The sequence below is a fragment of the Tenacibaculum tangerinum genome, from assembly GCF_029853675.1.
Taxonomy (GTDB): Bacteria; Bacteroidota; Bacteroidia; order Flavobacteriales; family Flavobacteriaceae; genus Polaribacter; species Polaribacter tangerinum_A.
In genome coordinates, this window is record NZ_CP122539.1 from 842401 (window position 1) to 857265 (window position 14865).

The 14865-nt window shown below is 31.1% G+C and carries 13 protein-coding genes and 1 pseudogene; 12 read left to right on the plus strand and 2 right to left on the minus strand.

Annotated elements, in window-relative coordinates; translation table 11 throughout:
• The first annotated feature begins 138 nt into the window (after positions 1-138).
• The 4 genes from P8625_RS03560 to P8625_RS03575 all read left to right on the plus strand — a co-directional run bounded on the left by P8625_RS03560 (position 139) and on the right by P8625_RS03575 (position 3664).
• Positions 139-501, plus strand: coding sequence for a tyrosine-type recombinase/integrase (locus P8625_RS03560; protein ID WP_279652124.1), 363 nt, complete (start codon positions 139-141; stop codon positions 499-501).
• 92 nt (positions 502-593) lie between these two features.
• The gene (locus tag P8625_RS03565; protein ID WP_279652125.1) at positions 594-974 is read left to right on the plus strand and encodes a hypothetical protein; all 381 of its coding nucleotides are present in this window, start codon (positions 594-596) and stop codon (positions 972-974) included.
• Positions 975-1747: 773 nt separating this feature from the next.
• Positions 1748-2833 (plus strand): ligand-binding sensor domain-containing protein, encoded by a 1086-nt coding sequence (locus tag P8625_RS03570; RefSeq protein WP_279652126.1) that lies wholly within the window; start codon positions 1748-1750, stop codon positions 2831-2833.
• Positions 2834-2977: 144 nt separating this feature from the next.
• Positions 2978-3664, plus strand: a complete 687-nt coding sequence (locus P8625_RS03575; protein ID WP_279652127.1) for a hypothetical protein — start codon at positions 2978-2980, stop codon at positions 3662-3664.
• A 240-nt stretch (positions 3665-3904) separates the two neighbouring features.
• Here the strand turns inward: P8625_RS03575 and P8625_RS03580 are convergent.
• Positions 3905-4294 (minus strand): annotated as a pseudogene (locus tag P8625_RS03580) (transposase); the annotation flags it as partial.
• A 232-nt stretch (positions 4295-4526) separates the two neighbouring features.
• On the opposite strand from P8625_RS03580, the gene P8625_RS03585 reads away from it, so the two are divergent.
• The 6 genes from P8625_RS03585 (at position 4527) to P8625_RS03610 (ending at position 9769) form a co-directional block, all read left to right on the plus strand.
• Positions 4527-5753 carry a POT-type proton-dependent oligopeptide transporter gene (locus P8625_RS03585; RefSeq protein WP_279652128.1) on the plus strand — a complete coding sequence of 409 codons (1227 nt, stop codon included), beginning with the start codon at positions 4527-4529 and terminating at the stop codon, positions 5751-5753.
• A 149-nt stretch (positions 5754-5902) separates the two neighbouring features.
• A complete protein-coding gene (locus P8625_RS03590) occupies positions 5903-6685 on the plus strand; it encodes a hypothetical protein (RefSeq protein WP_279652129.1) in 783 nt (260 codons plus the stop codon).
• A gap of 182 nt (positions 6686-6867) precedes the next feature.
• On the plus strand, positions 6868-7185 hold the full coding sequence (locus P8625_RS03595; protein ID WP_279652130.1) for a hypothetical protein: 318 nt from the start codon (positions 6868-6870) through the stop codon (positions 7183-7185).
• Between the two features lie 153 nt (positions 7186-7338).
• Positions 7339-8031 (plus strand): hypothetical protein, encoded by a 693-nt coding sequence (locus P8625_RS03600; protein ID WP_279652131.1) that lies wholly within the window; start codon positions 7339-7341, stop codon positions 8029-8031.
• Positions 8032-8331: 300 nt separating this feature from the next.
• Positions 8332-9033: a hypothetical protein gene (locus tag P8625_RS03605; RefSeq protein ID WP_279652132.1), complete on the plus strand. Its 702-nt coding sequence runs from the start codon at positions 8332-8334 to the stop codon at positions 9031-9033.
• Complete coding sequence (locus P8625_RS03610; protein WP_279652133.1) at positions 9020-9769, plus strand: hypothetical protein; 750 nt, start codon at positions 9020-9022, stop codon at positions 9767-9769. The genes P8625_RS03605 and P8625_RS03610 overlap by 14 nt, the downstream gene beginning before the upstream one ends.
• 353 nt (positions 9770-10122) lie before the next feature.
• Here P8625_RS03610 and P8625_RS03615 read toward each other — a convergent pair whose 3' ends face one another.
• Positions 10123-11343, minus strand: a complete 1221-nt coding sequence (locus tag P8625_RS03615) for a transposase (protein WP_279652134.1) — start codon at positions 11341-11343, stop codon at positions 10123-10125.
• Between the two features lie 511 nt (positions 11344-11854).
• Here P8625_RS03615 and P8625_RS03620 point away from each other — a divergent pair.
• Together P8625_RS03620 and P8625_RS03625 are read left to right on the plus strand one after the other, a co-directional pair.
• The gene (locus P8625_RS03620) at positions 11855-12607 is read left to right on the plus strand and encodes a DUF4844 domain-containing protein (RefSeq protein WP_279652135.1); all 753 of its coding nucleotides are present in this window, start codon (positions 11855-11857) and stop codon (positions 12605-12607) included.
• 774 nt (positions 12608-13381) lie between these two features.
• Positions 13382-14800: a hypothetical protein gene (locus P8625_RS03625; RefSeq protein ID WP_279652136.1), complete on the plus strand. Its 1419-nt coding sequence runs from the start codon at positions 13382-13384 to the stop codon at positions 14798-14800.
• The last annotated feature ends 65 nt before the right edge of the window (positions 14801-14865 follow it).

Here is a 14865-nt window from a genome sequence, read left to right on the forward strand (position 1 = left end):
CACTACTTTTTTTACTAAAACCATTTACACATCTAAATCATATAATTTGATGTCTATGTTTTATATATTAATTGTATTATTTGTATTCATTAAATGGTTATTTTTATAGAACTAAAATAGATTGTAAAATTGAAAAAGATGAAAAAAGAAACCATTACTATTTCATTCAAAAGATATAAAGGAAAAGATAGTCTTATGTATAGCGCAGAAAGTGTAAGACAGTTTTTAAAAAGAAGTGCAAAATTAGCAAGCATAAATAAAACAGTTACACCACACAACTTAGGACATAGCTATGCAACTCATTTATTAGAAAATGGAGTGGATATAAGATATAAACAATCATTATTAGGTCATGCAAAACCTGAAACAACAATGATTTATACACATGTACAAAGAAAAGATTTATTAGAAATTACAAACCCACTTGACTCAGCTTTGAAGAAAATTCAAAAAGACTATAATAACAACCTTAATGTTCTTTTATCCCGAAATATTACCTAAATAAACCATATATTTGTTTGTATATAACAAGTTGTGGTGCATTTTAACGCAACGTTTTGCATAAAAAAGCATCTAATGAAAAAGGGAAAATTATGAAAACAAAAATTTTAATTTTAATCGGAATAATAATTATGGCTTTTGCTTGTAATAATGATGATGACTCTACTGAGCCAAATTTTGAAGGACAATACATTGGAACTTTTGAAAGAAACGGAATGATATCAAAAGTTGAACTTAATTTTAATAAGGGAAATTTTTCTGGAGAAAGCGATAGAATTAATTTTCCAGCTATATACTTTGGATCCTTTTCAGTCCAAAACAACACTCTGAATTTTGATAATAAACAACTCATTATAACAACTGAATTTGACCCAAATCTTGTGTTAAATGGAATCTGGAAATATCAAATTAACGATAACACATTAAATATGACAAACTCTATAGGAGATGTTTATATTTTGACAAAAGAATAAAAACGCACTACAACACCGGTAGCTGATGCACAACCCCCAAATTTCAAAAAACGGATTTCCTTTTAAAGCTATGTAAGGGTTGTATTTAGAACGAAGCCAAAATTTTAACTCCTTATTTTGCTTTTTTTCTGAGCTTAAAACGAAATTTATTAAGTTATATCGTACGTTTTTTAACCAAAACACAAAAGCAACCGCTTTGGCCTTAGTTTTAGTAGGTTTACCCAAGAATTTTAATAGTTTTTTAATGTTGTATGCAGCCCCCGCCATGGGCATGCAATTATTCGCCCCATCAATACCCCTAACATTTACTTTGCGTAAGCCTATATACTGTGTGAGGGTTCCAAAAACAGGCTCCACAATTTAATCTACGATAAAAATTTTCTTGCGGTACATGCGCACTCAACTGAAAGGAAGTGAACAGTTTTTCTTGATGCGTTTTTTTGCCTTGCATAATTAAATATACGATTTATATATTTGAAAAACAATAACTTAACACAAAAAACCTCTTCCATATTGTAAAAAATAAATCGTATATTGGGGTTGTGCAACAGGCACACTGTATATAGCAAATAGGGCGTTCGGTGGTTTACGAAAGTTCAGTGATATTTACCAACACCGCCAAATCGTTGATTTGGCTTTTAAAAATGAATAAATTAAAAACAAAATACAACGCTTTGGCTCAGAGCAAATTTGAAAGTTTATCGCTTTCTACTGCCCTACTTGCCATATACTAACCGTTAGCGGCAACTTGAGAAAAAAACTCGAAAACAGAAATGATAAAATACTTAACCAAAATATTTTTCTTATTACTCATTTCAAATAGTTACCAATCTTGCAATGGTCAGATCAAATCTGAACCTAAACAAAAAGAAACTAAAACCACCGAAATAGGCAAAGCTGTTTCAGAACTTGACAATCAAATTTGGGCAGTTTTTCAAGACAAAAAAGGAAATTTTTGGTTCGGCAGTAATGGAACTGGCATTTATTTCTATGATGGAAAAGAGCTAAAGCAATTCACCCAAAATGACGGACTAATTAGTAACCAAATTCGTGGAATACAAGAAGACATAAAAGGCAACGTCTACATCGAGACACCAGATGGAGTAAATAAATTTGATGGAATAGAGTTTACCACACTAGAAGTCATAAAATCAACCACCAATCGATGGAAATTAGAACCAAATGATTTATGGTTCAACTGTAATGGTAATGCAAATAATGTTTACAGATATGACGGACAAAATTTATATGAGCTTAACTTGCCAACACAAGATATAGAAAACACTTTAGGAATCAGGAAAAGTGAAAACCCATACACGGTATTTGGAATTAATAAGGACAAAAACGGAAATATTTGGTTTGGAACTGTTTTGGCAGGAGCATTTCGTTTTGACGGCAAGTCATTTTTATGGATTGGAGAAAAAGAATTATCAAGACTTCCGGATGGACGAGAACCTGGAGTTCGCTCAATTTTAGAAGATAGTGATGGAAATATTTGGTTGAGTAATTTTAAGAGCAAATATAGTATTACGCCAAATTCAACCAAGGAATATGAGAGAATAAAGGCCGTTGACCTATCCGAAGAAATCGTAAGAGATAAAATACTGTACTTCAATTCTGGAATTGCGGATAATGAAGGAAATTTATGGATGACAACTTATGGTGGTGGCGTTTGGAAATATGATGGACAAGACCTCTTGAACTTTGAAATAAATAATGGAGAAGAAGATCTTTTATTGATTTGTATCTATCAAGATACTAACGGAACACTTTGGCTCGGGACAAACAATGACGGAGTTTACAAACAAACAGGAAAAGGATTTGAAAAATTTGAACCAAAACATAGAAGCAGCCGCTAACACGGTGTATAAGTAATGGCGGTTTAAGTGATAAAAACGAAAGTATAAACATAAAACAAAGGTCAGTAGACAACCGAAAGGTTTGTGAGTAAAAATCCACTACTACTCATACACTAACCATTAGCAGCAATTAAAAGAAAAACCGTGAGAAATAGAATATTACTGATAATTATAATGGTTTTGACTTTCAATTCTTGCGGAATTTTTAAGACTCATCATAAGGATAAACTGATTGATTTTGAGAATAATCAAATTCTTCAAAAGACTTTAAAATTGAATGGTTATTACTTTGCGGAATTAGAGCGTGAAGCTCAAAGTTTTGACAAAATTCAAGGAGAAAAAATTAAATATCTTTCTGCATTTTTTATTTATGAAGATGGCTTTGTTGTGAATATTCGTGGAATTGACGGAATTACAAATTACACTTGTTCGCAAGGAAAAACTTTTGAAAACTCTTATGAAAGTGCACACAAAGCAATTGAATTGATGCTTGAATCTCAAAATTCAGAAGAAAAACGAACTAAACGGATTTGCGGGTTTAAACCAAACGACATTGGGAATAAAGGTTTAGCTAAAATCAATAATGATAGAATCAAAATTCAGTTTTACAGTATTGAAATGCAAAAACCTGGAAAAGATTCATTTAATTCAGCTTATTTGTATGAAATGAACGGAATTATTAAATCTGATTTAAGTTTTGTTATTAAAAGTGAAACCGAATATAGAACTAACGAAACAACAACTGAAAACACAGTGTTTCAATTTAGACAAACTGAACAGAAACCAAATATTGAGAATTATTTTAAGAAGAATATAAACCGATTTAAATAACTGCTTACAACAATTGTAGCTGATGCACAACCCCCAAATTTCAAAAAACGGATTTCCTTTTAAAGCTATGTAAGGGTTGTATTTAGAACGAAGCCAAAATTTAAGCACCTGATTTTCTTCTTTTAGAAAGCTTAAAACGAAATTTATTAAGTGATATCGTACGTTTTTTAACCAAAACACAAAAGCAACCGCTTTGGCCTTAGTTTTAGTAGGTTTACCCAAGAATTTTAATAGTTTTTTAATGTTGTATGCAGCCCCCGCCATGAGCATGCAATTATTCGCCCCATCAATACCCCTAACATTGACTTTGCACAAGCCCATATACTGCGTGAGAGTTCCAAAAACAGGCTCCACCCGGCTCTGCCGTATCCCCTTGGAACGTTTGCCTAAAAGAGTTTCGAGCCGCTGTTTAGTCCGTTCGTACTGATCCCTGTAATAGGTTACCGAAAACTTCTTTTCTTTGGCTGTTTTACCTAGACAGCCACTTGCCATTGGGCAGCCTTTACACTGTAGGGAACTGGTACGGTATTCCTTCTTTTTGGTTTTGGTTCTGTAGTCTAAGAATACTTTTTTAAAGGGCACAACCTCGCCTTGAGGACAAATGTAATGGTCTTTCTCGCGGTTGTACACAAAACCCTCAGCCCCCCCTTTGTAAGTACCGTGTGGTGGAATGTAAGCTTCGATACCCTGTGCTTACAGAAAGGCGTAATTCTCTCAACTTTACTTTCTTATTTATATTTTTTACATTTGAAAGTATAAAATTGCTGAAATCTTCCACTTATCCTACCGAAAAAGAAGTATATCATTAATTTTATGCTGTTTATAAACTAGTTGTGAGTAATTTACCAATCCAAGAGACCCAATGGAAAAAATTAAAAATCAGAAACACACAAAAGAAACGCTCCACTACTCTATTTCCATAATGTTGGAAAGAGCATCATATTATGGTTTTCGTGCCCTTGTGGTTCTTTATATGGTTGGAGAAACACTGAAAATGGGAGATAAAGAAGCGTTAAGCATTTATGTCTGGCTTACAGCTTCATTAGTTTTTTCTCAAATCATAGGAGCACTTTTTGGAGATTTACTTATCGGAAATAAAAAATCAATAATAATTGGTGGAATTATTCAAGCAATCGGGGCTTTTAGTTTGTGTATTCCGTCCACAAAAGCACTTTATTTAGGCTTGTTTCTTGTCGTTTTAGGTAACGGGCTTTTCAAACCAAATATCATTTCAAATTTCGGCAAGACATATTTGAATAAGACTGAATTGTTAGATTCAGCATTTATGATATTTTATCTCGCAATAAATTTAGGTTCTTTCCTCGGAATTTTACTAGTTGGATATTTAGGAGAAACATATGGCTATAATATAGGGTTTGTGATATCTGGAGTATTAATGTTAATCTCAACAATCCCTATTTTTCTTTCAGAGGAAAAAAGGCTGGATAAAATTGAGAAAAATGAGTTTCCAATAAATGAAAGAGTTTTAAACATCTTGATTGCATTTATTGTTGTTGGATTATTTTGGGGGTTTTACGAAGTATCAAGCATTCGAACTTTCGATTTACAATTACAATTGAGTGAAATATCCACTTTAGATATCCCAAATCATTTATGGCAATCAATCAACTCTATTTTTTTTTTACCAATTAGTATAATTGTAATTATTTTATGGACTTACTTTTACAGTAGTCAATTCTTTAAATTAATGCTTGGGTTTATTTTTGGAGTAATTTCATTCGGAATAGTATTATTAATTCCAGAAGTACCTACTGAACAACATACAATACTCTATTTAATTTCATTACTTTTTCTTGCAATTTCAGAAATTCATATTGCACCAATAATTCATTCGATTTTAACAAAGTATTCTAACCCTAAATATTTAGCAATTCTAATTAGCTTGGCATTTTTACCAACAAAGTTAATTTCTTTAGTTTTAGGTCTGTTCAACGATAAATTGTATGACAATCCGATATTAGGATTAAAAATTGGAATAGTTGGAATGACTATTATCGGAATTGGACTGATTGGGTATATAATCATTAATAATAAAAATACTTACGATAATAATTTCTATGAAAAATAATTCTCAGCTTTATAAGCTTTACGTCTTATATTTATTCTTTATATTTGAAAGTATAAAATTGCTAAAACTTCCGTTTATCCTACTAGAAAACAAGTATACCAGTAATTTTATATTGTTTATAAGCTAGTTGTCTAACATAAAAATTAAAGATGGAAAAAAAATATAAAATAGATGGAACTTACCAAGTGAATGGTAATAAAGAAAAAGAATTTGCTATAGAATATGACAACCTACCTGAAAATGAAGAAAGAAATAACCAGCTGTTGGAATTGCTTAACTATCCTTGGCGACTTATAAAAGAAGGTGGAAAATTAGGTGTAAATGGGGTAAAACGTTTTTTTACCATATTGTTTTTATTTGCTTTCTCAAATACGGTATTGTTCTTTTATGCAATCAGTCGATTACTCTCTACAGATTTTGAGTTTATAAAAATCTTATTTGTTTTATTAGTGCTAGTTCTTGGATTAGGAATCACCATCTACTCTGCATATAGAACATATCAGTACGTAATTATTGATACTATGCGAGTGATTTATGAAAACTTATCGTCATTTTTTCATAAAATAAGCGAACTAATAATCGACAAGGCAGAGAATTTATTTCAAAATAAAGTTGACTTGACTGATAATCAATTAACCAAAGCATTAGATTTTGGTAAAATGGTAAACTCTAAATATCAAAAGACACCGAAATTTTTAAGAAAAGGAATTATTATGATCTTAAACAAAATACCATTCGTGGGAATGTTAATTGATTTAAAAGAAGATATTTCACAAGGTAATAAGGTTGAAGCAAGTACTAAACTTTATGATAAAATGGATGGGTTTATTTCGGGTACTATATTCGGAAATAATAATACGAAATGGGTTTGGTGGCTACTTCCTTTAAATATCATAATCATAATCGTTTTGATAAAATTAAAAATAGGATAAAAATGCTACACAATACTGCGGAAAAATGCAGAAAAGCGCATTTTACGCAAAATGTTGGCGATATTTAAATAATTCAAATTCCTTCAGAAATCGATACTGTAAAAATTAAGTATAAAGACATTGTGTTCTTTCTTGTTCGAAAAAAATTTGAGCCTGAAAAACATAAACTTGATAAAAGCAAATTGACCATTGACGGAGAAACTTTCTTTGGAACTGACGGCGACTTTCCTGAATATGAACTTTCAGAAGCTTACGTTAAACTAAATGGGCAAAAAATATCATTAGAAACATCAAAAATGTGTAATCCTTGGTTTGGAAAAAGAGACGTCTTTCATCATCAAATAATATTCAATGAAAATGACAATGGAATTTTAGTTTTCGGAACCTTCTCGGACGGAACTGGATCTTATGGAGCTGAATGGTTAGTAAAAAAGAATAAATCTGAAAGATTAGCATTAACAACTGACGAAAACTTTACATTCAAATATGATGAAGAATAAATGATGTTGTAAAGAATAGCTTCCTTAAAAAGTAATTCTCAGCTTTATAAGCTTTACATTCTTATGTTTAATTTTAATATTTTAACGTATAGAGTTGCTAAAGCCTGCCGCTTATCCCATAAAAAAGGAGTATACCAGTAATTTAAAAAGCAAATGAAGTACATAATAATAGGCGTAATCACAATTATTTTAGTTCTTTTCAATCAATTTAGAGGAAAAAAGAAAAATAATTTAATCCTTTTAAGCGGAAATAGTTTTGAAACTAAAGGCAATACTTCTGAGAAAGATAAATCAACTCTCAGTAATCTGAAGAAAATAAATAGCGAAGATTACAGCAGATATATACTTACAAAAAGCACAACCAAAAGTTATATTCTCAAAGGAATTAAAGAATATGGAGAACTATCAGGGAATGAAGAATTTAAAATATACACGTTCGGAATTGCTGAATACGGAGATTGGAAAATTATAAAAATTGACCCATCGATTAGTTTTTATGTTTATCACAATCTTGTTTGTTGGTTAAGTGGCTATGAGGAAGATACAGCGATTCCCAAACTTTCAATTGGATTTTCTAAAAATAAAGCTGATTCACAAGAAGATTACTTGTGCTTTTTAGACCCTGAAAACGAATATGGAGACACGCTAATCGGAACTTTTAGAAGCGGAGAATCATTTTCAATCTACCTACCAGAAGCCTATGAAGAATATGGAAATCTGACAATTAAAAAAGAAATTCAAGTTTCAATGAAAGAAAATGTGGACTATATTTCTGAACAAGGATTTAATATTTTGGACATTGAATCTTTAAAATATTCTGAACACAAAATTAAAATGAACGAATAAAAAACTATCGCCAATAATCGCTACAACTAATTGCTTGGTTTCTTCTTACTTAGAAAATCTTACAGATTTTCTTATATTTCAAGAATGTTTACTAAATTAATCATGTAACCATGCAACTAACCATACCCATATTTCAGTACTATACAGAAAAGCTTTACAAACCAAAAGAATGCATTTTGAAACAATCTAAAAACGAAACCTTTTTACTCAAAAAATGACGTATTCACCTAAAATACTCAATCATATATGCTACTTTTGAGACAGACTGACGTTGTAGGCAAATAGAATCAATCAAATAAAATGAATGATTATTTAATTCTTACTTTAATATTTATGGTTTATTTTTCACCAGTCTTTTATCATTTGTATCTCGCTTTAAAAGAAAATAAAGACGGAAATAAAATTCCGCTAAAGAAGTTTAAAAAATTCTTGAAATACAGCCTTGCTATAATAGTTCCCATTCTTATCGGATTTGGAGTTTTGAGCCACACAAACTATCTGAACTATGAAAAACCGTTAACTTTTGACAAATATGACCAAATAACATTTGAAAACTTTAGAGGATTAGAGTTTTTTAAAAAATCACTTTACGGTAATGAAAGGTTTGCATATGTTGTTACATCAATTGAGAGTGAAATTGATGATAATTCTGTAAAAATTCGGTCTCTATTCTATCCATCTCGCTCTTTTGTTTACAAAAAGAATACTAACAGCAAAGAACTATTAACACACGAGAAATATCACATCAAAATAACTGAACTGTTCGCTCGTAAAGCAAAAGAAAAAATATCAAAACTCAATAGATTTGACGAGAACAAGATTAAGGGAGTAATTAGACAAGCAAAAAAAGAAGAACGAAAATTTCAAACGGAATACGACTACAACACTTTTCACAGTTATGTTTTAAGTGAACAAAAAAGATACGAGAAAGAAGTTGACAGTTTACTAAATTTGCTGACCGAATATAAAGAACCAAAAATTGAATTTAATGATAAAAATTAGAATTATACTTTTTGCTTTAATAAGCATAACACTTACAAATTGCAATACAGAAAAACACAAATTTCCACTTGACAAACGCTATTGGGACTTAAACGACTATGATAAAGTAGTTTTGGAATTAAATTATGGTTACGAAGCAGACGAAAAACTTCCAACTTTTGACGACCCACAAACAAGAATTATTGTTGAAAAACTTACTGACCAACAGAATTTTAATATTGTTCTTGATGATAACGAATTAGGAATAAAGCACAGAAACGAAGTGGCAGAAAAATTCTTCAGCGAATGGAAAGATATGAATAACATCTATGATGCGCTTGATAGAAAAGACCAATATTTATACGATAAAGAAATGCTTGCTGTTTGGCATTTTGGTTTAGGGCTTCAACTCAAATATTTCAAATTAGGGAATGACCAAATAAAAGAAAATGCAGACGACCCAAATTCTTCAAGAGTTATAAATAACATTAACTCAAACGTAAGTACTTTAATAGAAAACTATCTGATTTATCTGGACGAGATAAATAACGAAAAAGCATTCACAGAAAAGGGAAAAACAAAACTTGCAAACGGAATTGACAACTATTTTCCAGCCCTGATTGAACTTTATCCAGACGCAAATTACAACGGAATGAAAAACAAAGCGCAATTAATCCTAAAAAAAGCTGAGTCGAACAAAATTAAGTCATCGCTGAATAAATTAATTGAACTGATTGACTCGAAAAGCAAAAAATAAACTGAAAATAATTGCCTGCAACAATGTTAGCTGATGCACAACCCCAAATTTTAAAAAAATAGAATTCATTTTAAAGCTATGTAAGGGCTTTATTTAGAACAAAACCAAAATTTTAACTCCTGATTTTACTTTTTTGAGGGCTCAAAACATATCAAATATGCCAGTATTTAGATAGGCACTTTCAGAAAACAGATTGTTTTCTGAGATTTAAGAAAAATCGGTATTCGAATTTTACAAATTTAATCCCGATTTTTGATTTTAGTGGCTTTTTTGAGTTTCTTCAAGGTAAAATTTTAGGAAAAAGATCCGACAAGACATACCTCTCTCATTAACCTTATTTTTGGGCTTTAAAATTAGGCTGTTTTTTTGTCTATTTCTCTCGCTTTTCTACGACCAATTTCAAGTGCGTTCCCTGTGTGTATTCCAAAGAAAATCCAAAGAATCTCATTTTTTTTAGTTTTAGCCTTTATCTTTTTTAAATGATAATGTTCTTTATCCTTACCAAAAGACCCTTCTAATCTTGTAGCTCTTTCTTTGGAAATAATAGCTCTAAGTTTCTGTTTTTCTTTGTGGTTTTTAGATTTTTTCCCCTTAGGAATAAAGTCTGTTTGTATAGCTTTAGAACTACAGTATTTTCTGTTTTTATTGGTGGCATAAATTTTATCTGCTCCAGCTATTTTTACTTTCTTTCGAGTTAATCCTTGCACTTTTTGAACCGTTTGTATAAAACGATTTCCCTCGTGAAAAGCATTAAAATTGATGTGTTCTATAAAACTAATCCCGTCTATTTGAACTTTGTTCACTTTTGCTCCAAATTCAACAGGTTTTACTTCTTTTCCCCTGACAATAGGACGAATATAATCCTTATGAATACTCACAATTCTATCCTTTATTTTCTCTCCTGTATCAAAGTGATGCTTTTGTTGCTCGTAAATCTTTTGAATTGTAGTTATTCTCTTATAATATTGTGGGGTAAACTCTAGGTTAGAATGGATTTGTAGTTCTTTTTCAAAATTGATAAACTTCAATAGTAATTTTAATAATGCTCTAGTTAATGAGATTCGTTTTGATTTGGTTTTTCTTCGCATTTTACTAAACCCTTGATACCGTTTCTTCCATTTCAAATACTTACTTCGAATCATTTTAACTCCTAACACTGAGCAGGTTTTTTGTAGTTGTTTATAAAGCCAATGCACAGACTGCCAAAGTAATTTTTGAATGCTAGGATAAGATAGTTCACTCTCATAACAAGTTGCATCCATAACTATTTGATTGGCGCTCTCTATTTGACCTTTCCAAAAAGAAAAAAGAACTTTTTCAACTGAACTAATCTCTAATTTCTCTGATAATTCACAACGTATTTGACTTACTATTTTATAATTGGTCAAACGTTCAAATCCTAGTTCAATATCACAAAAAAATTGATAATCAAGATTAGAATTTAATTGCTCTATTAATTTCTTATCTGAACAATTAGCGTAATGCTTCAAAAACATTAAACCAAGCCTCCCTTTAGGACTAAAAAGATAGTTTCGCCCTGTTGATTGTTCGTGGATACCAAAAGTATTTACCAAATCATCCCAAGGAATAGCAGCATGGATTTTGCCTAAATCTCCCTCTAAAAAACGTGCATAATGAGCATCATAATTCTCGCTTAGGGGAAAAAATTGAAATACGGTGTTGCATTTCAGAAATTCTTCGTATTTTCATAATTAAGTAATGTGAAAACCCCGTTTTTTGCCTTTTTAGGTGATTTTCGGGGTTTGTTTTGAAGATAAGGTACAACAAATCCCCTGTAAAAACAAGGGATTTCTATTTTATGAAAGTGCCTAGATAACGAAGATTATTTGAAAATTCAGAAAGTAAAAAAATATGTAGATCTTAATAAGATCAGTGACTAACACCTTATAAAATTAATACCTAGTGCAAGCCTACCTACGAAAATCCTCACGGATTTTCTATTCGGTTTGTATTTGCTAAATTAGTTGCTGAAACACGTTAGCTACAATTTGAGAAATGACGAAATACACACAAATTTTCATACTTTTTTTAACCCTATCTGCTTGCGGACAAAAAGCAACTAAAATGAAAACACCTGAGAATGCTAATGAGCAGTTTACGGAATTCATTGCCAAGAAAAAATTTGTTGCTCAACCTTATCCGAATTATTATCCAGGAATCTCAGATGAAAAAATGAGACCAATTTTCACAGAGAAAATTAACGAAATAGCATCTGACTTTAAAAACGTTGTGGAATCTGAAAATCCTACTGACAAAGATTATCAAAAACAGATTGCAATAGGTCTTTCAAGATTTAAAGAAAACTATCTGGAATTAGATACCGAAGACCGAGAAATGGTTTGTGCTTATATTGAGCAATTAATGAATATAGTTGGACTAGAAAGCTCGAATGGACAATTAAATAAATTTATATACGGTTTTGACCCAATAGAAATAGCAAAAGAATCGAAATGGACAGATGAACACGGAAATGTCTTTATTCAAAAGGGAAATGAAGTTTCCATCATTCCAGCTAAATACGAGAAAACTGAAAAAACCTATAAGGTGTTTATTTTTAATGAAACTCTAAATGAAATTCAAGTTTCAGAAAGAATTAAAATACAACCCAACAAATTCAAAGTTTTCAATATGGTAGACACAGACACGCTTGAATTAAACAATGGTGTAAAATTTATGTTTGGAGAAACTTACGGACTTGAAATAGAAGACAAAAAATCACAAGTCAGTGGACTTGGAGGAGAATTTTTAGTAAAATACGGAGTTCCGGATGAAGCGGAATGGGCATTTGTGATTGTCCCAGAAGGCGAAGAAGATTAATTAAATAAAAACTATAGCTAACAAAGAAATGAGGTAAAAACAACTAATTTTTTTATATTTTTTCACTCCAAGCTACTTTGATAGTTTATACCATAAGGCAAACCACTTTTTATAATTGCAAAGGCTTGTTTTAACATGATTCGTCCTAAATAAAGACTCCATTTGTATAGAAGCCTGCAGCGAGATTGGAGAAAACCCAGATTTGAAAAGAAATATGATGTAAAAAGCCGAAAACTATTCGGCTTAATAAGAATTGTACAACTTTTATAAACTTTCCCGCCCCCGTGATAGCGGCGACCCATGCCGTGATATTAGCGGAGCGTGCCGTGATAGCTGCGACCCATGCCGTAGTATTAGCGGAGCATGCCGTGATAACGGCGACTCATGCCTTAGTATTAGCGGAGCACGCCGTGATAGCTGCGACCCATGCCGTAGTATTAGCGGAGCACGCCGTGATAGCTGCGACCTGTATAACCTTTGATACTCCTTGAAACGTCTTTTATTACGTAAATAATGGGGGGGTATGGGATGCCGTAAGATCGTATGTGATCAATGTTTTAGATTCGCAAGAATTGTAAGAACAACTCGATTTTTATAATTAATTAACAAATAGCAATAACTCGTTAATAACTTTACTTTTGATAAAGCATTGGTTTTGATATATTTGATAGCGTATAATAATTGTTAAATTTTAGTTTATCCCATGTTTTCATTGGGATAACAAAACTAAAGTTTGGTATAAAACGAGTTGGCAACAATTAAAACAAACTGCAAATGAAAGAAATAAAAGGAATTGGATTTTCAATACCATCTGAAAATGATGATCATTTAAGTATTGATAGCAATAGTTCTCTTTCAGAAACAGACATAGCAGTATTTTCACCGAATTTAAGTACAACTTCTTATTCTAGTTACAATAGCGATGTATTTAATAGTAATCACGAAGAATACGAGGGAAAGAAACTTTACAATAAAGAATCTTCTGCCAAAATGTTTGAACATATCAAACACTGGAAAAAGGAGTTAATGAACTTTGTTGTAAAAGGTGGAACTTTGTTTGTTGTGCTTTGTAAAAAACAAGATTTCTTTATTTACACTGGAACAAAAGATATTAGTGGAACAGGTCGAAATCAAAAAACGACAAATCACGTTGCACCATTGAACAATTACGAGTTTTTACCATTTTCCAAGATAGAATATCATTCTGCGAGTGGTAAAAACGTTTACACCGAATCATCTACTTACAAGAATATTATAAATCAATTTAAAGACTTCTTTTCTTTTGAAACATATTTGGTCAGCGAAAAAATTGAAAAACCTACATTCACAACAAAAAAGAAAGATAGAATTTTAGGAGCAACCTTGAAAGTCAAAGAAGGTCATATAGTTTTCCTACCAAATCTAAATTTAGATATACCTTCATTTACTAGATATGAAAAAGAAACTGATGAAGAGTTTTGGACAAAAGAAGCTATAACTAAAGGAAAAATATTTGTAAACTGTTTAGTCGAAATTGATAAAGTTCTATCAAAAAACAATCAAAAATCACCTAAACCTAACTGGGTTGACAAAAAAAATTATCAAATATTTGAAGCAGTTGAAACAAAGAAAATAATTGACAAAAATCAACGCGAAATAGAAAAGAGACTCAAAGAAAATGAAAATTTATCTCAAGTTTTTGATGAACAAGAAAAATTAAAAGATTTACTTTTTGAAACAGGTAAACCTCTAGAAGAAGCTGTTATTTTAGCTCTAAAAATCTTGGGCTATAAAGCAGAAAATTATGATGATGGAGAACTTGAATTAGACCAGATAATTGTGTCACCTGAAGGAGATAGATTTATTGGAGAATGCGAAGGCAAAGACAATAAAGATATTGATGTGTCAAAATTCAGACAATTATTGGATGGACTTAATGCTGATTTTGAAAAAGAAAACGTTGAAGAAAAAGCATTTGGACTTCTTTTTGGAAATCCGCAGAGACTAATTGAGCCAAATAAGCGAAAGTTAGATTTTACGAAAAAATGCAAAACAGGAGCAAAAAGAGAGAAAATAGGTCTAATAAATACAGTTGATTTATTTTTAGTCAGCAGATATATAAAGGAATCTAATGATTTGACATTTGCCGAATTATGTAGAAAAGAAATAAAAAAACAATTGGGAGATTTAATAAAGTTTCCTGAAATAAAATAACAGTTGCCAACAATGGCTATAAGTAATTGCTTGGGTATGGGCTACATCTGAAAATTTTTGCGAAA